The 19,517-nt window shown below is 68.0% G+C and carries 17 protein-coding genes; 13 read left to right on the top strand and 4 right to left on the bottom strand.

The window, feature by feature from the left end:
* Positions 1 to 53 precede the first annotated feature (53 nt).
* From NY1_RS16240 to NY1_RS16225, 4 genes are all read left to right on the top strand, one after another.
* The gene (locus tag NY1_RS16240) at positions 54 to 1,313 is read left to right on the top strand and encodes a bifunctional 3,4-dihydroxy-2-butanone-4-phosphate synthase/GTP cyclohydrolase II (RefSeq protein ID WP_067713297.1); all 1,260 of its coding nucleotides are present in this window, start codon (positions 54 to 56) and stop codon (positions 1,311 to 1,313) included.
* Positions 1,314 to 1,350: 37 nt separating this feature from the next.
* Complete coding sequence (ribH, locus tag NY1_RS16235; protein ID WP_067713295.1) at positions 1,351 to 1,830, top strand: 6,7-dimethyl-8-ribityllumazine synthase; 480 nt, start codon at positions 1,351 to 1,353, stop codon at positions 1,828 to 1,830.
* Positions 1,831 to 1,922: 92 nt separating this feature from the next.
* Positions 1,923 to 2,426 (top strand): PH domain-containing protein, encoded by a 504-nt coding sequence (locus NY1_RS16230; protein WP_084535038.1) that lies wholly within the window; start codon positions 1,923 to 1,925, stop codon positions 2,424 to 2,426.
* A gap of 89 nt (positions 2,427 to 2,515) precedes the next feature.
* Positions 2,516 to 3,259, top strand: coding sequence for a class I SAM-dependent methyltransferase (locus NY1_RS16225; protein ID WP_067713293.1), 744 nt, complete (start codon positions 2,516 to 2,518; stop codon positions 3,257 to 3,259).
* Positions 3,260 to 3,265: 6 nt separating this feature from the next.
* On the opposite strand, the gene NY1_RS16220 is transcribed toward NY1_RS16225, so the two are convergent.
* On the bottom strand, positions 3,266 to 5,233 hold the full coding sequence (locus NY1_RS16220) for a gamma-glutamyltransferase family protein (protein WP_067713290.1): 1,968 nt from the start codon (positions 5,231 to 5,233) through the stop codon (positions 3,266 to 3,268).
* A gap of 260 nt (positions 5,234 to 5,493) precedes the next feature.
* On the opposite strand from NY1_RS16220, the gene NY1_RS16215 reads away from it, so the two are divergent.
* Both NY1_RS16215 and NY1_RS16210 read left to right on the top strand, forming a co-directional pair.
* The gene (locus tag NY1_RS16215) at positions 5,494 to 6,963 is read left to right on the top strand and encodes an amino acid permease (RefSeq protein WP_067713287.1); all 1,470 of its coding nucleotides are present in this window, start codon (positions 5,494 to 5,496) and stop codon (positions 6,961 to 6,963) included.
* Positions 6,964 to 7,133: 170 nt separating this feature from the next.
* Positions 7,134 to 7,631, top strand: a complete 498-nt coding sequence (locus NY1_RS16210; protein WP_067713284.1) for a hypothetical protein — start codon at positions 7,134 to 7,136, stop codon at positions 7,629 to 7,631.
* Positions 7,632 to 7,679: 48 nt separating this feature from the next.
* On the opposite strand, the gene NY1_RS16205 is transcribed toward NY1_RS16210, so the two are convergent.
* Positions 7,680 to 9,344 carry an FAD-binding dehydrogenase gene (locus NY1_RS16205; protein WP_067713650.1) on the bottom strand — a complete coding sequence of 555 codons (1,665 nt, stop codon included), beginning with the start codon at positions 9,342 to 9,344 and terminating at the stop codon, positions 7,680 to 7,682.
* Between the two features lie 104 nt (positions 9,345 to 9,448).
* Here NY1_RS16205 and NY1_RS16200 point away from each other — a divergent pair, with 104 nt between their 5' ends.
* Positions 9,449 to 10,675, top strand: a complete 1,227-nt coding sequence (locus NY1_RS16200; protein ID WP_067713281.1) for a winged helix-turn-helix domain-containing protein — start codon at positions 9,449 to 9,451, stop codon at positions 10,673 to 10,675.
* A gap of 5 nt (positions 10,676 to 10,680) precedes the next feature.
* Here the strand turns inward: NY1_RS16200 and NY1_RS16195 are convergent, their stop codons facing one another.
* Both NY1_RS16195 and NY1_RS16190 read right to left on the bottom strand, forming a co-directional pair.
* A complete protein-coding gene (locus NY1_RS16195; protein WP_157762268.1) occupies positions 10,681 to 11,031 on the bottom strand; it encodes a hypothetical protein in 351 nt (116 codons plus the stop codon).
* Positions 11,032 to 11,486: 455 nt separating this feature from the next.
* Positions 11,487 to 11,699 carry a hypothetical protein gene (locus NY1_RS16190; RefSeq protein WP_067713273.1) on the bottom strand — a complete coding sequence of 71 codons (213 nt, stop codon included), beginning with the start codon at positions 11,697 to 11,699 and terminating at the stop codon, positions 11,487 to 11,489.
* A gap of 180 nt (positions 11,700 to 11,879) precedes the next feature.
* Between NY1_RS16190 and uvrC the strand changes: the two genes are divergently transcribed.
* The 6 genes from uvrC to NY1_RS16160 all read left to right on the top strand — a co-directional run bounded on the left by uvrC (position 11,880) and on the right by NY1_RS16160 (position 19,516).
* Complete coding sequence (gene uvrC / locus NY1_RS16185; protein WP_067713270.1) at positions 11,880 to 13,877, top strand: excinuclease ABC subunit UvrC; 1,998 nt, start codon at positions 11,880 to 11,882, stop codon at positions 13,875 to 13,877.
* 199 nt (positions 13,878 to 14,076) lie between these two features.
* Positions 14,077 to 15,021: an RNase adapter RapZ gene (gene rapZ / locus NY1_RS16180; RefSeq protein ID WP_084535014.1), complete on the top strand. Its 945-nt coding sequence runs from the start codon at positions 14,077 to 14,079 to the stop codon at positions 15,019 to 15,021.
* Positions 15,018 to 16,064, top strand: a complete 1,047-nt coding sequence (locus NY1_RS16175; RefSeq protein ID WP_067713268.1) for a gluconeogenesis factor YvcK family protein — start codon at positions 15,018 to 15,020, stop codon at positions 16,062 to 16,064. Before rapZ ends, NY1_RS16175 begins: the two co-directional genes overlap by 4 nt.
* Positions 16,055 to 17,038: a DNA-binding protein WhiA gene (gene whiA, locus NY1_RS16170; RefSeq protein WP_067713266.1), complete on the top strand. Its 984-nt coding sequence runs from the start codon at positions 16,055 to 16,057 to the stop codon at positions 17,036 to 17,038. The genes NY1_RS16175 and whiA overlap by 10 nt, the downstream gene beginning before the upstream one ends.
* A gap of 242 nt (positions 17,039 to 17,280) precedes the next feature.
* Entirely contained in the window at positions 17,281 to 18,300 is a 1,020-nt protein-coding gene (gene gap / locus NY1_RS16165; protein ID WP_067713264.1) for a type I glyceraldehyde-3-phosphate dehydrogenase, read from the top strand.
* 4 nt (positions 18,301 to 18,304) lie between these two features.
* Positions 18,305 to 19,516 carry a phosphoglycerate kinase gene (locus NY1_RS16160; RefSeq protein ID WP_067713262.1) on the top strand — a complete coding sequence of 404 codons (1,212 nt, stop codon included), beginning with the start codon at positions 18,305 to 18,307 and terminating at the stop codon, positions 19,514 to 19,516.
* Position 19,517: the final 1 nt, after the last annotated feature.

The raw sequence follows: 19,517 nt of genomic DNA, 5'->3' as shown, positions 1-19,517 counted from the left end.
GGCCACTGCCTTACTGTAAGTGGGCACCTAATTCGAGATGGAGCACAACAGACGTGACCAGGTTCGACACCATCGAGCGCGCAGTCGCCGACATCGCGGCCGGTAAGGCCGTCGTCGTTGTCGACGACGAGGGCCGGGAGAACGAGGGCGACCTCATCTTCGCGGCGGAGAAGGCGACTCCCGAGCTCGTGGCCTTCATGATCCGCTACACCTCCGGTTACATCTGTGTGCCGCTCACCGGCGCCGACTGCGACCGCCTGGGCCTGCCGCCCATGTACGCGGTCAATCAGGACCGGCACGGCACCGCCTACACCGTCGCCGTCGACGCCCGCGAGGGCATCAGCACCGGCATCTCGGCCGCCGACCGCGCCACCACCATGCGCGTGCTGGCCGATCCGAACGCCAAGTCCGACGATCTGACCCGCCCGGGCCACGTGGTTCCCTTGCGCGCCAAGGACGGTGGCGTGCTGCGCCGCCCCGGCCACACCGAGGCCGCGGTCGACCTATCCCGGATGGCCGGGCTCAGCCCCGCCGGCGTCATCTGCGAGATCGTGTCGCAGAAGAACGAGGGCGATATGGCGCGCACCGAGGAGCTGCGCGTCTTCGCCGACGAGCACGACCTCGCGCTGATTTCGATCGCCGACATCATCAAGTGGCGGCGCCGCCACGAGAAGCACGTCGAGCGCGTCGCCGAGGCCAAGATCCCGACCGAGTACGGCGACTTCCGGGCCATCGGCTACAAGTCCGAGTACGACGACTCCGAGCACGTCGCCCTGGTCATGGGCGATCTCGCGGGCCCCAGCGGCAAGGGCGAGAACGTGCTGGTGCGCGTGCATTCCGAATGCCTCACCGGTGACGTGTTCGGTTCGCTGCGCTGCGATTGCGGCCCGCAGCTGAACGCCGCGCTCAAGCTGGTGGCCGACGAGGGCCGCGGCGTGGTGCTCTACATGCGCGGGCACGAGGGCCGCGGCATCGGGCTCATGCACAAGCTGCAGGCCTACCAGCTCCAGGACGTCGAGAACCTGGACACCGTGGACGCCAATACCGCCCAGAACCTGCCTGCCGACGCCCGCGACTACGGCACCGGCGCACAGATTCTCGCGGACCTGGGCATCACCTCGATGCGCCTGCTGACCAACAATCCCGACAAGCGCGCGGGCATCGAGGGTTATGGGCTGAGCATCAGCGAGCGGGTGCCGATGCCGGTGCACGCCAATCACCACAATCTGAACTACCTGCGCACCAAGCGGGATCGCATGGGCCACGACCTGGTCGGCCTGGACGATCTCGACCTGGGCGAGACCGCGCACTGACACGCACACCGACGATTACCGGGAAGGGCGGAAACCGATGAGCGGTACCGGCGTACCGACATTCGAGCTCGCCGATGCCAAGGACCTGAAACTGGCCCTTGTCTCCTCGCGCTGGCACACCGAGATCTGCGACGCGCTGCTGGCCAACGCGGAGAAGACCGCGCGCGAGGCGGGCGTCGCCGATATCACCGTGGTCCGCGTCGCGGGCGCCATGGAGCTGCCGGTGGTGGCCCAGGCGCTGGCCCGCACCCATGACGCCGTGGTCGCCATGGGCGTCGTGATCCGCGGGGAGACACCGCATTTCGAGTACGTGTGCGATTCGGTGACCGCCGGCCTGACCCGGGTCTCCCTCGACGAGGGCACCCCTGTCACCAATGCCGTGCTCACCGTCAACACCGAACAGCAGGCTCTCGATCGCGCCGGCCTGCCCGGTTCGGTGGAGAACAAGGGCGAGCAGGCCGCTGCGGCCGCACTGGACGCCGCCCTGACCCTGCGCGAGCTGCGTCAGCTCGCCTGACCATGCCAGTCGTCCGGATCTGGAAGCGGGGCGGCGGTTCCGAGGAACCGCCCCGCGACCCTGCCGCCGAACCGAAGGCCGGTAACCCCGAAATGCCAACCGCCAAGCCGGAATCCGCCGCCCCGAACCCCGCGCCGCCGGAATCCGCGAGCACCGGCGAATGGGACCTGGAGATCCGCCCGCACCAGTCGGTGCTGACCGCCCGGATCGTGGCGGCCGTACTGGCCGTGGGATTCACCCTCGCCGGCGTGTTCCTGCGCGTCGGCTCCACCGGCGTGAACTTCCGGATCTCCGATCAGATCGCCATGGCGGTCTTCGGCTTCCTGCTGGGCGGCGCCGTGCTGCTGCTCACCCGCCCGCGCGTGCGCGTCGGCGCGCAGGGCGTCCAGGTCCGGAATATCGTCGGCGACAACCTCTTCCGCTGGCCCGATATCCGCGGCATCTCCTTCCCGGACAAGAAGTCCTGGGCACGCCTGGAATTGGTGCACGAGGAGTACGTCCCCCTCCTGGCCATCCGCCGCAACGACAAGCTCCGCGCCGCCGAGGCCATGGACCGCTTCCGCGAACTCGGCGCGAAATACACCGGCCACGAATAGGCCCCTCTTCCAGCGGGGAGGAATCGATCGGCCCGGAATCAGGACCGATCGAGCGCGATCAGCCGGGCCCGATCCAGCATGATCGGTTCATGCTCGACTACGACGCCGAAGCCGCGAACTACGACCGCACCCGAGGCGGCGAGGAACGCGCCGAAGCCGCGGCCGCGGCGGTGCGTACCCTCTTGCCCCGCAACACGCGGACGGTGGTGGACGTGGCGTGCGGAACCGGAATCGTCAGCGCCCGGCTGCACGCACCGAACCGCACCGTGCTCGGGGTGGATCTCTCTGCGGGCATGCTGGCGTACGCGCGCCCGCGTCTGCGGGGCGCCGCGGTCCGCGCGGACGCGACGCGATTACCGCTGGCCGACAGCACGATCGATGCGGTGATCTTCATGTGGCTGCTGCATCTGGTGGATGCCGAGACCGCCGACCGGGCGGTGGCCGAGGCGGCGCGGGTATTGCGACCCGGCGGCGTGGTGGTGGCGACCGTCGACAAGAACCTCGCCATGTACGCGGTCCCGAGCGATCTGTCCGCCGTGCTCGAACCGGCGCAGCGCGCCGCGCTGCCCGAGAACACCGACGCGTGGGCCGCGTTCACCGCTTCCGGCCATCGCAACGGCCTCGACAGCGATGGGGAAACCAGCTATGTCGGGCACGGCCAAGGCTGGTCGCCGCGGCAACTGCTGCGGAAGATCCCGCAGTTCGACTGGTACCGGGGTTTGGATAACGCTGCCGCCGAAGACCTTTCGGCCAGGGTCGCGGCGTTGCCCGAACCGGATCGGGCTCGTCCCGATCCGGTGTACCGCATCGCCCGCCTGCGCAAGGCGGGCTGAACGGAACTAGTGGTTGTCGCCGAGTACCGCGCCTTCCCGGCGTGGGTCCGCGCCGCCGACCCAGCCGTTCGGTTCCCGGGCCAGGGCGGACAGGCCGCTGGATTGCGGTGTGACGGAGACGGTGTGGCCTAGTTTTCGCAGGGCTTGGACGAGGGCGTCGTGGTCGCCGTTGTCGGTGGGGTCGATGGCGGGGTGTTCGCCGCCGACATTGGTGGTGGGGGAGTTGCCGGCGCCGAAGGAGACCATGGAGACGGCCTGCTGGGGGTTGAGGCCCCAATCGAGCATGGCCACCAGGGTTTTGACGACGAATTGGATGATCACCGCGCCGCCGGGGGAGCCGGTGACGTAGGCGAGCTGGCCGCGGGCGCCGTCGCCGGAGCGGTCGAAGACCATGGTGGGGGCCATGGAGCTGCGGGGGCGTTTACCGGCGTCGATGCGGTTGGCTACCGGCAGGCCGTCCTTGCCGAGGGGTTCGGCGGCGAAGTCGGTGAGCTGGTTGTTGAGGACGAAGCCGTCGACGACGTGGAAGGAGCCGAAGGCGGATTCGACCGTCGTGGTCATGGACGCGGCATTGCCGTAGCTGTCGACCACGGAGATGTGGCTGGTGCCGTGCTCGGGCGGTTGCGGGCCGGTGCCGAGCGGGACCGGGCCGAAGTCGCCGGGCTGGGCGGTGCCCATACTGCGGTTGGGGTCGATCAGGGCCGAACGGGTTTTGAGATAGTTCGGGTCCAGCAGCGTCTGGGGTGAATTGCCCGGCAGCGGAATGAAATCCGAATCGGCGACGTATTTGTCGCGGTCGGCGTAGGCGAGGCGCTCGGCCTCCGAGATCAGGTGCACCGCTTGGGCTTTGGGCTTACCGCCATTGCGCGCGGTGTTCGAGTCACCGGCCACGTCGTCCGGCGGCAGCGCGGACAGGTCGAAATTGGCGAGAATGCCCAGGGTCGCCGCGACCGCGATACCGCCCGAGGACGGATTGGGCATACCGCAGATCTCATGGGTGCGATACGGCGCGCACACCGCGGTGCGCTTCTTCGCCTGATAGTTCGACAGATCCGCGAGCGACACCAGACCGGGGGTGCGCCCGCCCGCCGTGGTGGCGACGGCGTCGACGATATCGGCGGCGATGGCCCCGGTATAGAAGGCATTCGCCCCGTCGGTCGCGATGGCCCCCAGCGTCTTGGCCATGGCCGGATTGCTCAGCGTCGTCCCCGCCGTCTTCGCGGTTCCGTCCGCCTGCAGGAAATACGCCTTGGCGTTCTCGTCTCGCGCCAGGTCGGCGGCGGACTCGGCGATCTGCCCGGCCAGCCGCGGACTGATCTGGAATCCCTGATCCGCGAGGGAGATCGCGGGCCCGAACAGATCCTTCCACGCCTGCCTACCGTGTTCGCGATGCGCGAGCTCTAGCAGCCGCAGCGCCCCCGGCACCCCGATGGACCGTCCGCTGGCGCGCGCATTCGGTTGCGGCGCAGTGCGATCGGCGTCGCTGACCCAGCGCAGGTAGTCGTTGTTCGCCGCCGCCGGCGCGGTCTCGCGGCCGTCGTAGGCGTCCAGGGTCTTGGAATTCGCGTCGTAGTACAGCAGGAACGCCCCGCCCCCGATCCCCGACGCCTGCGGCTCCACCAACCCCAGCACCGTCTGCGCCACGATCAGCGCGTCCGCCGCCGTCCCGCCGTCGCGCAGCACCCGGCAGGCCGCTTCGGTGGCGAGCGGATTGGCCGTGGAGACCGCGAAATTGGCGGTGTGCACCGGTTTCATCCCGGTGCGATAGCCCGAGGCGATCTCGGGCCGCTGACTCAGGTTCGTGGTGGTGGGACCGCCGCCGGTGGCCCGGGCCGAGATGGGCGTGCCGTTCGGGGCGGTCACGCAGGAACCCTGCGCGGTATCCGAACCCGACGAGCACGCCGTGGCCAATCCGAGCAGGAGCAGCAGGGCAGCGGCAGCGCCGCCCCAGGTCCGCGGTCGCGAGCGCCTCATGATCGGACTCTAGCCCCGTCGCGACGCGCGGGCGGGAGTTTGTCACCCCCGAGCGGGGTGATGTCCGGATTCCGCCGGTCCGGAACCGGTACCGATGTCCGGGCTTCGAGACAGCTATCTCGCACCATGGAATTTCAAGCGTGCTTGATGTGCTTCTTCGTCGCGAATGTGGTTCTTACGGAGCGCCGATGTGATCCACAGCAAACGGCAAGGTAGTGTCGAATCGCCTCAAAACACGATTGCGGAGGAATAACCGGCGTATGACCGAGACCCGGACAACTGCCACCAGCCTCAATGCCGAGGATGCTGGCTACCACAAGGCCCTCAAGCCGCGGCAGCTCCAGATGATCGCCATCGGCGGCGCCATCGGCACCGGCCTTTTCCTGGGCGCGGGCGGCCGCCTCGCCAGCGCCGGACCGGCGTTGTTCCTGGTCTACCTGATCTGCGGCATCTTCGTCTTCTTCATCCTGCGCGCGCTCGGCGAACTGGTGCTGCACCGCCCGTCCTCGGGCTCCTTCGTCTCCTACGCGCGCGAATTCTTCGGTGAGAAGGCCGCATTCGTGGCCGGCTGGATGTACTTCCTGAACTGGTCCATGACCGGCATCGTCGACACCACCGCCGTCGCCACCTATCTGCACTACTGGGGCCCGTTCCAGCCGGTGGCGCAATGGATCCTGGCGCTGGGCGCGCTGGTCATCGTGCTCGGCATCAACCTGGCCTCGGTGAAATGGTTCGGCGAGATGGAGTTCTGGGCCGCCATGATCAAGGTCCTCGCCTTGCTCACCTTCCTGGTGGTCGGCACCGTGTTCTTCGCGGGCCGCTTCACCGTGGACGGCCAGGAGACCGGCTTCCGCATGGTCAGCGATGCGGGCGGCTGGTTCCCGACCGGCGTCCTGCCGCTCATCACCGTCACCTCGGGCGTCGTGTTCGCCTATGCCGCAGTCGAAATGGTCGGCATCGCGGCCGGCGAGACCGAGAACCCGGCCAAGATCATGCCGCGCGCCATCAACTCGGTCATCGTGCGGATCGCGGTCTTCTACTGCGGTTCGGTGATCCTGCTGGCGCTGCTGCTGCCCTACACCGCCTACAAGGCCGGGGAGAGCCCGTTCGTCACCTTCTTCTCCAAACTCGGTGTGGCGCACATGGGTTCGATCATGAACTTCGTGGTGCTGACCGCCGCGCTGTCCAGCTTGAACGCCGGCCTGTACTCCACCGGCCGCATCCTGCGCTCGATGGCCATGAACGGCAGCGCCCCCAAATTCACCGCGCGCATGTCCAGGGCCGGTGTGCCCTACGGCGGCATCCTGCTCACCAGCGGTATCGCCCTGTTCGGCATCTGGCTCAACTACATCGTGCCGGAGCAGGCGTTCGAGATCGTGCTGAACGTGGCGTCGCTGGGCATCCTGGCGTCCTGGGCGACCATCGTGCTGTGCCAGCTCAAGCTCTGGTACTGGTGGAAGCAGGGGCAGGCGCAGCGTCCGGCGTTCCGCATGTGGGGCGCGCCCTACACCGGAATCGCCACCCTGGTCTTCCTTTTCGCGGTGCTGATCCTGATGGCGTTCGACAAGCCGGTCGGCACCTGGACCGTGGGCAGTCTGGTGATCATCGTGCCCGCCTTGGCGATCGGCTGGCTGGTGGCCCGCAAGCGGGTGCTGGCCATAGCCAAGATGCGTGAGGGCTACACCGGAGAGTTCCCGGTGATCCCGCCGATCCCCATGGACGACAAGTAGATTTCTGCGGTCGCAGAGTGAGGGGTTTCACTGTTTGCGGCCCCGGCTATGGACTGTGGTCATGGCCATAACTTGGCCGCGGAGATTGTTCGCGCTCCATTCATCTGGTTAGCGTCAGGGCGATGCGTTCGCAGGGGGCGCATCGCATTTGACGCTCGATGAGGAGTGCTGTGAGTTCGCACGCGGCTGTGGTCGACGAGATCGATATCTCGCCGGCCGATGCGGGAAACGGTGTTCCTGCTTCGATTTCCGAGCGAATTTCCGGCCTGGTCCGGATGCTTCGCCGTGATAGTGCCGAGATGGGGCTGCCCGCGCAGGTGCGGGAAACTCGGTACGCGGCTTTGGCCGCAATGGGATTCGCGATACTGCACGGCCTGCTGGCCGTGACCGACGGCCTGGGCGAAATGGCGGGGAGCCTGGGACATTTCGCGGCCGCGCTGGTGACCGGCGGGGTGGCACTGCTTTTCGGGGTGCGCTCGCGCTGGGTGTGGGTGGCGGCGCTGGGATTGGCCAGCCTGCAAGCGTTTCTGGGGGTGTTCACGCTGGTATCGGCCGAAATGCCCTCGGGGGTCGGACCTTTCACGGTGCTGATCGGCGTGATGGCCTCGGGCACCGTGCTGGCGTTGCTGCTGCGCAAGGACTGCTACCGCTGGTTCGTGGCGGCGTGACACGGTTGCCGCCCAGGCTCTGAAAAGCCTGGGCGGCAACCGTTTCCGTCACTTCAGGCTGCGGCCCAGCGCTTTACCGGCGGCGCGGCCGGAGAAGATGCAGCCGCCCAGGAAGGTGCCCTCCAGGGCGTTGTAGCCGTGTACGCCGCCACCGCCGAAACCGGCCACCTCGCCGGCGGCGTACAGGCCGGGGAACGGGGTGCCGTCGGGGCGCATGACCTGCGAATCCAGGTTGGTCTGCAAGCCGCCCAGGGTCTTGCGGGTCAGGATGTTCAACCGCACCGCGATCAGCGGGCCGTGCGCGGGATCGAGAATCCGGTGCGGGGTGGCGACCCGGCCCAGTTTGTCGCCCAGGTAGCGGCGCGCGTTGCCGATCGCCATCAGCTGCGCGTCCTTGCTGAACTTGTGCTCGGCATCGCGATCGCGCGCCACGATCTGGCGTTCGATCTCGGCCGGATCCAGATGCGGCCCGCGCGCGATCTTGTTCATGCCCGCTACCAGTTCGGCGAGATTGTCGGCGACCACGAAATCCACGCCGTGCTTCTTGAACGCCTCCACCGGGCCGGGCGCGCCCTTGGCCACGCGGCTGCGCAGGGTGAGTTTCAGGTCCTTGCCGGTGATATCGGGATTCTGCTCCGAACCCGAGAGCGCGAATTCCTTCTCGATGATCGACTGGGTGAGAATGAACCACGAGTAGTCGTAGCCGGTCGACAGGATCGCCTTCATGGTCGAATTGGTGTCGAAGCCGGGGAAATTCGGCGCTTGCAGCCGTTTGCCATTGGCGTCGAACCACAGCGACGACGGACCCGGAATGATGCGGATGGCATGGTCGGGCCAGACCGGATCCCAGTTGTGGATGCCTTCGGTGTAGTGCCACATGCGATCCCGGTTCACGATGCGCCCGCCGGCCGCCTCGGTGATGCCCAGCATGCGCCCGTCCACGTGCGCGGGCACGCCGGAGATCATGTGCTCGGGGCAGGGGCCGAGCCGGTCCACCGGCCAGTTGCGGCGAATCAGTTCGTGATTGTGGCCGATGCCGCCGGAGGTCACGATGACGGCCTGGGCGCCGAACTCGAACTCGCCCACCACTTCCCGTGACGAGGCCACCCCACGCTCGGCGTCGCTGGCTTCCAGGATGCTGCCGCGCACGCCGGTGACGGCGTCATCGGTGACGACCAGTTCGTCCACCCGATGCCGGAACGTGAATCCGACCTGACCGCGCCGCTCGGCCTCGAGCACCGGCTCCAGGAAGACTCGCACCACCTCCGGCCCGGTGCCCCAGGTCAGGTGGAAGCGCGGCACCGAATTGCCGTGCCCGTCCGCGCTCGCCCCGCCGCGTTCGGCCCAGCCCACCAGCGGCGTCACCCGCAGGCCGAGATCGTGGAGGTACTGCCGCTTCTCGGTGGCCGCGAATTCGACGTAGGCGCGCGCCCACTGCCGGGCCCAGTGGTCCTCGTCCTCGCGGTCGAAGCCGGCCGAGCCGTACCAATCCTGCAGAGCCAGCTCGAGGGAGTCCTTCACACCGAGCCGCCGCTGTTCCGGACTGTCCACGAAGAACAGCCCGCCCAGCGACCAGAACGCCTGGCCGCCCAGGTTCGCGCGGTTCTCCTGATCCAGCACCAGTACCCGGCGACCCGCCTTGACCAGCTCGTGAGTGGCGACGAGACCGGCCAGACCGGCGCCGACGACGATGACATCCGGATTCTCGATCATGCCCATTTCCTAGGTGTGTAGTGGTTCGATACACGACTGTATCGAACTTTTCTGTCGGTGGGACATGGCATGGTGCCAGTGTGTCGATTTCTCGCACCGCGACCATGACGGTCGCCGCGGCGCGCCGCACCGCGCTCGCCGCCCAGGGGTTCGCCGCCGCCCGCCCCAGCGCGCCGCCGAACCGGCGCACCGTGCTCAAGGTCCTCGACAGCACCCGGCTGCTCCAGCTGGATTCGGTGTCGGCGGTGGTGCGCGCGCACTACGCGCCGGTCTTCAGCCGCATCGGGGCCTACGATCGGGCGCTGCTGGACGAGGCGGCCTGGAGCGACAGCGCGCGCCGCCCGCGCAAGCTCATCGAGTACTGGGCGCACGAGGCCGCGCTGCTGCCGGTCGAGGACTGGCCGCTCATGCGCTGGCGGATGGCGGAGTACCGGCACGGGCGCTGGAACGGGATGCGGCAAGTGCTGGAACGCAATCCGAGCCTGAGCGACGAGGTGAAGGGCGTGCTGGCCGAGTTCGGGCCCAGCACCGCCGGCGAGGTGGAGAAACACCTGGAGCTGGATCGGCCGCGCGCCAAGGACCATTGGGGCTGGAACTACAGCGACACCAAGGTGGTGTGCGAGGCCCTGTTCGCCGCCGGTGAGGTGACCGTGCCCAAACGGGTTGGCTTCCAACGGCATTACGCCCTGACCGAGCATGTCATCCCCGCCGAGGTGCGCGCCCGCGAGCTGGACGAGGCGGACGCGATCCGCGAGCTGGTGCGCCGCGCCGCCGCCGCGCACGGCATCGGCACTGAAACCGACCTGCGCGACTACTACCGCCTCAAGGGCAAGCAGACCGAACCCGCCATCGCCGAGCTGCTGGATTCCGGTGAGCTGGAACAGGTCCGGGTGGACGGCTGGGACAAACCCGCCTACCTGCACGCCACCGCCCGCACCCCGCGCCGGGTGCGCGGCGCCGCCCTGCTGTGCCCCTTCGACCCGCTCATCTTCTTCCGCGCCCGCACCGAGCGGCTGTTCGACTTCCACTACCGCATCGAGATCTACACGCCGGAACACAAACGGGTACACGGCTATTACGTCTTCCCGTTCCTGCTGGACGGTGAACTCGTCGCCCGCGTGGACCTGCGGGCCGAGCGGGCGACCGGGCGGCTGCTGGTGCCGGGCGCGTTCGCCGAGCCCGGCCGCGACACCACCCGCGTCGCGGCCGAACTCGCCCGAGCCCTGCGCGAGATGGCCGACTGGCTGGAACTCGACACCGTCGAGGTGGGCGAGCGCGGCGATCTCGCGGCGGCGCTGGGGCGCGAGCTGGACTCGCGCCTGAGCGCCTGAAGCGACTAGAACGGCCCTTCGGTCCAGGAATTGAACACGACGCCCTGTTTGCCGTCGCCGGTGCATTCGATGGTCATCGGCATCATCGGCCGCGGTGAGTCGCCCACGATGTAGAACGGCGTCTGCTGTCCGTTGCCGACCTTGCGGGTGCCCAGGCACTGCACCACCGCCGCGTACCAGTGCCCGTCGTCCGGGCAGGTGTAGGTGACGGTGTCCAGGGTGCGGTCCATCCGGCAGGCCGCGCCCGCCGCGGCCTGCGCGGACGGCGCCGCGACGGCGACCAGCGCGGCCGCGCCGATACCGAAGGCGGATCCGAGCGCGACCGATCGGCGGCGCAAATGAAGAGGGGTTATCAATGGTGCTCCGTTCGTATGCGGACGGGTGGTCCAAAGACAGTTCGTCCATATAGTGACCGCGCCCGGCGCCGTGACGCGGTAATTACGCGCCGATCGGTCCCGTGGCGTGGCGTGTCGCGACCGGCCACGCGCCCAACGACTCCCGAGCCTGGCGCGTCGTGCATGCTTGCGTGCAATGCAATTCCGCGCAGCGTGCGGAAATCGGCGTGTGCGCGGTCCGTCATCGTGGGTCACGCCCCCTCGGCATTCCGGCGTGCCCGTCGGCATTCCGGCGTGCTTTTGGCCGGGATCTCACGTGCCGCAGTGAGATTCCTGCCAACAGCACGCCGGAATGACGGATTGGGCTGCGCCGGAACAGGCATGCCGGAGTCGGTAATGCCAGGGTCGGGGAGGCCTGTGGGATGGCCGGGTGCCGCGCCGCCCGCGGCCGGTACTAGGCGCTCGCGACTCGGCGGTCAGGCCAGGACGGGTGCGCTCACAGCTTCGCGCGCGTGGCCGGCGCACACCACCGTGGTCGCGTCATGCACGAGGTAATCGCCGTACACGAAGAAGGTCCCGTTCTCCGCGGCGGCGGACGCGGGCATGGTCACCCCCACGAGCGCGGCGGCGGCCATCATCAAGGCGGACCAGATCGCGAGCGACCGGCGGCGGCGACGAAGGCGGATCATGGGGCTCCCATCTCTGTTCACTGATCTTGTGGATACGTTCGTCGCCGCAGGCCCCGCGGATGCGAAGTGACGGCGTGGCGCGTGCGCCCGGACGTGTCGCACCGACCGGCCGGGGTGGTCCGGCGGCCGAGTGCGAACCGGCCCGACGGTCCTGTCGGACCGGGTCGTTAACCTGTTCGAGTGGCAGATCCCGCGACGTACCGGCCCGCGCCGGGCACCATTCCCGTCGAACCCGGTGTGTACAAGTTCCGGGACAAGCACGGCCGGGTCATCTACGTCGGTAAGGCGAAAAGCCTGCGGAGCCGGTTGAACTCGTACTTCGCGGATGTGGCGGGGCTGCATCCGCGGACGCGGCAGATGGTGACCACCGCCGCGAGCGTGGAGTGGACCGTGGTGTCCACGGAAGTCGAAGCGCTGCAGCTGGAATACAACTGGATCAAGGAATTCGATCCGCGCTTCAATGTGCGCTACCGCGACGACAAGTCGTATCCGGTGCTGGCGGTGAGCCTCGACGAGGAATACCCGCGCGTCTTCGTCTACCGGGGCGCGCGCAAGAAGGGCGTCCGGTACTTCGGCCCCTATGCGCACGCCTGGGCGATTCGCGAGACCTTGGATCTGCTGCTGCGCGTGTTCCCGGTGCGCACCTGTTCGGCGGGAGTCTTCAAGCGGCACAACCAGATCGGGCGGCCGTGCCTGCTCGGCTACATCGACAAGTGCTCCGCGCCGTGCGTGGGCCGGGTGAACGCGGCCGAGCACCGGCAGATCGTGGACGACTTCTGCGACTTCCTCGCCGGTAAGACCGACCGGCTGGTCAAGCAGCTCGAGAAGCGCATGCTCGACGCCTCCGACGAACTCGACTTCGAACTGGCCGCTCGCCTGCGCGACGATGTGCAGGCGCTCAAGCGGGCGCTGGAGAAGCAGGCCGTGGTGCTGGGCACCGGGACCGACGCCGACGTCATCGCCTTCGCCCTCGACGACCTCGAGGTGGCGGTGCAGGTGTTCCACGTGCGCGACGGCCGGGTGCGCGGGCAGCGCGGCTGGGTGGTCGACAAATCCGGCGACGCCATCGACACCCTGGAGTCCGGCGGCGAACTGCCCGCGCTGGTCGAGCAGTTCCTCACCCAGTTCTACGGCGAGCAGACCACGGTCGCCGCCCAGTCCGGCGACGAACAGCCCGGCGCCGTGGTGCCGCGCGAGGTGCTGGTCCCGGCCCTGCCCGCGGCCGCCGAACAGGTCCAGGACTGGCTGTCGAACCTGCGCGGCTCGGCGGTTCAGCTGCGGGTGCCGCAGCGCGGCGACAAGAAGGCCCTGGCCGAAACCGTGCAGCGCAATGCCCTCGAAGCGCTTCAGCAGCACAAGCTCAAGCGCGCCGGCGACCTGACCGCCCGCTCGGCCGCGCTGCAGGAACTCCAGGACGCTCTCGACCTCGACAGCGCCCCGCTGCGCATCGAGTGCGTGGACATCAGCCATGTGCAGGGCACCGATGTGGTGGCCTCGCTGGTGGTGTTCGAGGACGGCCTGGCCCGCAAGTCCGAATACCGGCACTACGCCATCAAGGAGGCCGCGGGCGAGGGCCGCTCCGACGACGTCGCCAGCATCGCCGAGGTCACCCGCCGCCGCTTCGCCAAGCTACGCCGCGACCTGGACGCCGCCGAGGCCGCCGACCTCGAATCCGATTCGGCGGCAACAGAATCCGGCCTCCCCGGTATCGACCCCAAGACCGGCAAGCCGCGCCGTTTCGCCTACCCGCCCAACCTGTACGTGGTCGACGGCGGCGCCCCGCAGGTCAATGCCGCCGCCGAGGTCCTGGACGAACTCGGCATCACCGACGTCGCCGTCATCGGCCTGGCCAAGCGCCTGGAAGAGGTCTGGGTCCCCAATGAAGCCGATCCGGTGATCATGCCGCGCACCAGCGAGGCGCTGTACCTGTTGCAGCGCGTGCGTGACGAGGCGCACCGCTTCGCCATCACCTTCCATCGCAGCAAGCGCTCGCGGCGTATGACCGAATCGGCCCTCGATGCCGTCCCCGGTCTGGGCCAGGCCCGGAAAACCGCTCTGGTCACGCATTTCGGGTCCGTGGCCAAGCTCAAGCAGGCTACGGTGGAGCAGATCACCGAGGTCCCCGGCATCGGCGTGGCGACGGCCAACGCGGTGCTCGCGGCACTACGCGGCGAGTAGCCGGCGCTTCGAAACCGAGCAGTTCCGTCCACGCCCGGTAGAGTGCGACACGCCGAGCAAACATTTCGCGACACGCCGTGTGTGCAGGTGAAGCGCAACAATCACATCTGTATCACTGATAACTCGTGAGCCTGCCGGGTAAACCGGCATCGGTGCAGGATGATCGAGGAAAGCCCCAGACACGAACCCCCGGTAGGACATGACGCGCGTCGAAGCCAGCAGCAGTGCGGTCGAGAACTCCAATGCGACCGATATCGGTGATCCCCAGCAGGTCGTCATCGTGACCGGATTGTCCGGCGCCGGTCGCGGCACCGCCGCCAAGGTGCTCGAGGACCTCGGGTACTACGTGGCCGACAATCTGCCCCCCGAACTCATCGGCCGCATGGTCGAGCTGGGGGAGAGCGCCGACCCGCCCATTCGCAAACTGGCCCTGGTGATGGATGTGCGCAGCCGCTTCTTCACCGGCAATCTCTCCGCGGTCACCGCACAACTGCGCAACTCGGGTGTGAGCACCCGGATCCTGTTCCTGGAAGCCAGCGATGACGTCCTGATCCGCCGCTTCGGTTTCGCGCGGCGACGGCATCCGCTGCAGAGCGAGAGCGCCGACGGCACCCTCACCGCGGGCATCGCCGCGGAACGCGAGCGGCTGTCCTCGGTGAAGACGGCCGCCGATCTCGTGATCGACACGACGGCGCTGTCCATTCATCAGTTACACCGCAAGTTGGAGGAGGCATACGGGGGCGCCGCGCCGACCGCGCTCCAATTAACGATCCAGTCGTTCGGTTTCAAGTACGGAGTACCACTCGACGCCGACATGGTGTTGGATTTGCGTTTTCTGCCCAATCCGCATTGGGTGCCCGAACTCCGCGAACAGACCGGACAGGATGCCCCGGTGAGCGAGTACGTGCTGTCGCGGCCGGGTGCACAGGATTACCTGGGCACCGCGCGGCACCTCGTCGATCTCACCACCGAGGGCTACCGCCAAGAGGGGAAGCGATACATGACCGTGGCAGTGGGTTGCACGGGTGGCAAACACCGCAGCGTGGCCATAGCGGAAGCATTGGGTGAGGAACTAGGCACCGGCGCGGACAACGGTTCGCGCGATGTGGTGCGCGTGGTACACCGGGATCTGGGGCGAGAATGAGTGGGCGCGAAACCAACCCGGCGATCGTCGCGCTGGGCGGCGGGCACGGCCTGTACGCCACGCTGACCGCCATCCGGCGGCTGACCCGCAAGATCACGGCGGTGGTGACGGTCGCCGACGACGGCGGCTCCTCCGGACGGCTACGCGCCGAACTGGGCATCCTGCCGCCCGGTGACCTACGGATGGCCCTGGCCGCGCTGGCCGAGGAATCCGACGGCATCTGGGCGCGCACGCTGCAGCACCGTTTCGGCGGCACCGGCGCGCTCGCGGGCCATTCCGTCGGCAATCTGATCCTGGCCGGACTGACCGAGGAACTCGGTGATCCGGTGGCCGCGCTCGACGAGGCCGGCAAGATCCTGCGCATCACCGGACGGGTGCTGCCGATGTCGCCCATCGCCCTCACCATCGAGGCGGATGTGGCTGGGCTGGAAGGGGATCCGCGCGTCAGCCGCTGCATCCGCGGTCAGGTCGCGGTCGCCACCACGCCCGGAAAAGTACGTCGCGTGCGATTGATTCCCTCGGACCCGCCCGCGAGCCCGGAGGCCACCTCGGCCATCGAGCACGCGGACGTGGTGGTGCTGGGTCCGGGGAGCTGGTTCACCAGCGTCATCCCGCACGTGCTCGTGCCCGAATTGCACGAAGCTCTGCTTCACACTCGGGCGCGGAAAGTGCTGGTGCTCAACCTCGCTGCGGAACCGGGCGAAACGGCCGGATTCTCCGCCGAACGGCACCTGCATGTATTGTCCCAGCACGCACCGGATTTCACGGTGGATCATGTTTTGGTCGATTCCGGTTCCGTACCCGAGGGTAGGGAACGCGAACATGTGGCAAGAGCTGCCGAACAGCTGCGAGCACGAGTAACCTTCGCTGATGTCGCCGAGGCGGGGACGGACCGGCACCACCCCGGAAAGCTTGCCGCCGCACTGGATCAGGTGATCCGGCAACCTCGGCCGGAATTGGCAGGGCTTCGAGTCGAAGGACGGCATATGGGCCAGAGTGTGCGGTCCGGGTTGGGTGGAAAGGAGCGCGTCTCGTGGCGATGACAGCGGAAGTGAAGGACGAGCTGAGCCGGCTCACCGTGTCTCAGGTGAGCTCGCGCAAGGCCGAATTGTCCGCGCTACTGCGGTTCGCCGGTGGATTGCACATCGTCGGCGGTCGCGTGATCGTCGAGGCCGAGGTGGACATGGGTTCCATCGCGCGCCGGCTGCGCCGCGAGATATTCGAGCTGTACGGCTACGGCTCGGACGTGCATGTACTAGGCGCGGGCGGACTCCGGAAAACCTCCCGGTACGTAGTAAGGGTTTCCAAGGAAGGCGAGGCGCTGGCGCGCCAGACCGGGTTGCTCGATGTGCGCGGTCGTCCCGTGCGCGGTCTACCCGCGCAGGTGGTCGGCGGCAGCATCGGGGATGCGGAAGCGGCTTGGCGCGGAGCGTTTCTCGCGCACGGCTCGCTCACCGAACCCGGCCGCTCGTCGGCGCTCGAGGTGAGCTGCCCCGGTCCCGAGGCGGCGCTCGCGCTCGTCGGCGCGGCCCGGCGCATGGGCATCTCGGCCAAAGCGCGCGAAGTACGCGGCACCGACCGCGTCGTGGTGCGCGACGGTGAGGCCATCGGCGCCCTGCTCACCCGCATGGGTGCGCAGGACACCCGCCTGACGTGGGAGGAACGGCGCATGCGCCGCGAAGTCCGCGCCACGGCGAACCGCCTGGCCAACTTCGACGACGCGAACCTGCGCCGATCCGCCCGGGCCGCGGTCGCCGCCGCCGCCCGCGTGGAACGCGCGCTGGAGATCCTCGCCGACGATGTACCCGACCATTTGGCCGCGGCCGGCAAGCTGCGCGTCCTGCACCGGCAGGCGTCACTGGAGGAACTCGGCCAGCTGGCCGACCCGCCGATGACCAAAGACGCTGTGGCAGGGCGGATTCGACGCTTGTTGTCGATGGCCGACCGGCGGGCCAAGGAATTGGGCATCCCCGACACCGAATCCGCCGTGACAGCGGAGTTGCTGGAAGAAGCCTGAACCGCCGCGAACCCCCGCGCATTCGATGCCGGGGGTTCGCTGCTGTCAGTAATAAATCGGTCCGGTCGGTTTGTGCTGCGGGCGATTTCGACACGCCGGACGAACCCGGCCGATAACCGCCGAGACCATTTCGTGACATACCTAGCACACTGGTGACACCTGCGTGTCGGTGATGTTTCCAGGCAGCGCTAGGGTAGTTGGAGCAACGGAAACGATCCGCTTGAAAGCTGAGGAGCGATAACGTGACTGTCCGGGTAGGCATCAACGGCTTCGGTCGTATCGGACGTAACTTCTTCAGGGCGGTCGAAGCGCAGAAAGCGCTCGGCCAGACTGACATCGAAATCGTCGCGGTCAACGACCTCACCGACAACCAGACCCTCGCCACCCTGCTCAAGTACGACTCGATCCTCGGCCGCCTGCCGCAGGACGTCTCGCTCGACGGCGACGACACCATCGTGGTCGGCGACCAGCGGATCAAGGCGCTCTCCATCAAGGAGGGCCCGGCGGCCCTGCCGTGGGGCGACCTGGGCGTCGACGTCGTCGTCGAATCCACCGGCATCTTCACCGACTCGTCGAAGGCCAAGGGCCACCTGGCCGCGGGCGCCAAGAAGGTCATCATCTCCGCGCCGGCCTCCGGCGAGGACATCACCATCGTGATGGGCGTCAACGACGACAAGTACGACGGTTCGCAGAACATCATCTCGAACGCGTCCTGCACCACCAACTGTCTCGGCCCGATCGCCAAGGTGCTCAACGACTCCTTCGGCATCGAGCGTGGTCTGATGACCACCGTGCACGCGTACACCCAGGACCAGAACCTGCAGGACGCCCCGCACAAGGATCTGCGCCGCGCCCGCGCCGCCGCCCTGAACATCGTGCCCACCGGCACCGGCGCCGCCAAGGCCATCGGCCTGGTGCTGCCCGAGCTGCTCGGCAAGCTCAACGGCTACGCCCTGCGCGTGCCGGTTCCGACCGGTTCGCTCACCGACCTCACCGTGGATCTGGCCAAGGCCGCCACCGTGGACGAGATCAACGCCGCCATGAAGGCCGCCGCCGAGGGCCCGATGAAGGGCATCCTGAAGTACAACGTCGATCCGATCGTCTCCTCCGACATCGTGACCGACCCGCACTCCTCCATCTACGACGCGCCGCTGACCCAGGTCATCGACAACCAGGTGAAGGTCGCCTCGTGGTACGACAACGAGTGGGGCTACTCCAACCGCCTGGTCGACCTCACCGGTCTCGTCGGTAAGTCGCTGTAAACCTATGGCGATCAAGACTCTCCAGGATCTGCTGAACGAGGGCGTCGAGGGCCGGGGCGTGCTGGTGCGCTCCGACCTGAACGTGCCGCTCGACAACGGCGTCATCACCGACCCGGGCCGCATCATCGCGTCCGCGCCGACCATCAAGGCCCTCGCCGAGGCGGGCGCCAAGGTTGTCGTGACCGCGCACCTGGGCCGCCCCAAGGGTGAGCCGGACCCGAAGTTCTCCCTCGCCCCGGTCGCGCAGCGGCTGGCCGACGAACTGGGCCGCAATGTCCAGCTTGCCGGTGACGTGGTCGGCCAGGACGCGCTCGCGCGCTCCGAAGGTCTCACCGACGGCGATGTGCTGCTGCTCGAGAACATCCGCTTCGATCCGCGCGAAACCTCCAAGGACGAGGCCGACCGCAAGAAGCTGGCCGCCGCCCTGGTCGAGCTGGTCGGCGACGACGGCGCTTTCGTGTCCGACGGCTTCGGCGTCGTGCACCGCAAGCAGGCGTCGGTCTACGACGTGGCCAAGCTGCTGCCGCATTACGCGGGCGGCCTGGTCGCGGCCGAGACCGAGGTGCTCAAGAAGCTGACCGAGGACACCGACCGCCCGTACGCGGTCGTGCTCGGCGGCTCCAAGGTGTCGGACAAGCTGGCCGTCATCGAAGCACTCGCCCCCAAGGTCGACACCCTGGTGATCGGCGGCGGCATGTGCTTCACCTTCCTTGCCGCACAGGGCCTTTCGGTGGGTACCTCGCTGCTGCAGGAAGAGATGATCGACACCTGCAAGAAGCTCCTGGACACCTACGCCGACGTCATCCACCTGCCGCGCGATATCGTCGTCGCGGACAAGTTCGCGGCCGACGCGGACTCGAAGGTGGTGGACGCCAACGAGATTCCGGACGGCTGGATGGGCCTGGACATCGGCCCCGAGTCCACCGACCGGTTCGCGGCGCTGCTGACCGAGGCCAAGACGGTGTTCTGGAACGGCCCCATGGGCGTGTTCGAGTTCGAGAAGTTCTCCGCGGGCACCCGCGGCGTCGCCGAGGCCATCGCCACGGCTACTTCGAAGGGCGCGTTCACCGTGGTCGGCGGCGGCGATTCCGCTGCGGCCGTGCGCATTCTGGGTCTCCCGGACGAGGGTTTCTCGCATATCTCCACCGGCGGCGGCGCGTCGCTGGAATACCTGGAGGGCAAGGAACTCCCGGGCATCGCGGTGCTGGAGGACTGAA

The organism is Nocardia yamanashiensis NBRC 100130 (assembly GCF_001613325.1).
Taxonomy (GTDB): Bacteria; Actinomycetota; Actinomycetes; order Mycobacteriales; family Mycobacteriaceae; genus Nocardia; species Nocardia yamanashiensis.
The sequence above is the reverse complement of the archived record's forward strand: the minus strand, read 5'-3'. Positions and strand labels throughout refer to the sequence as shown.

Excerpts from the sequence above, each read along its gene's own strand:
- ribH (WP_067713295.1), top strand. The coding sequence starts at position 1,351 with ATGAGCGGTACCGGCGTACCGACATTCGAGCTCGCCGATGCCAAGGAC.
- NY1_RS16230 (WP_084535038.1), top strand. The coding sequence starts at position 1,923 with ATGCCAACCGCCAAGCCGGAATCCGCCGCCCCGAACCCCGCGCCGCCG.
- NY1_RS16225 (WP_067713293.1), top strand. The coding sequence starts at position 2,516 with ATGCTCGACTACGACGCCGAAGCCGCGAACTACGACCGCACCCGAGGC.
- NY1_RS16220 (WP_067713290.1), bottom strand. The coding sequence starts at position 5,233 with ATGAGGCGCTCGCGACCGCGGACCTGGGGCGGCGCTGCCGCTGCCCTG.
- NY1_RS16215 (WP_067713287.1), top strand. The coding sequence starts at position 5,494 with ATGACCGAGACCCGGACAACTGCCACCAGCCTCAATGCCGAGGATGCT.
- NY1_RS16205 (WP_067713650.1), bottom strand. The coding sequence starts at position 9,344 with ATGATCGAGAATCCGGATGTCATCGTCGTCGGCGCCGGTCTGGCCGGT.
- NY1_RS16200 (WP_067713281.1), top strand. The coding sequence starts at position 9,449 with ATGACGGTCGCCGCGGCGCGCCGCACCGCGCTCGCCGCCCAGGGGTTC.
- NY1_RS16190 (WP_067713273.1), bottom strand. The coding sequence starts at position 11,699 with ATGATCCGCCTTCGTCGCCGCCGCCGGTCGCTCGCGATCTGGTCCGCC.
- rapZ (WP_084535014.1), top strand. The coding sequence starts at position 14,077 with ATGACGCGCGTCGAAGCCAGCAGCAGTGCGGTCGAGAACTCCAATGCG.
- NY1_RS16175 (WP_067713268.1), top strand. The coding sequence starts at position 15,018 with ATGAGTGGGCGCGAAACCAACCCGGCGATCGTCGCGCTGGGCGGCGGG.
- NY1_RS16160 (WP_067713262.1), top strand. The coding sequence starts at position 18,305 with ATGGCGATCAAGACTCTCCAGGATCTGCTGAACGAGGGCGTCGAGGGC.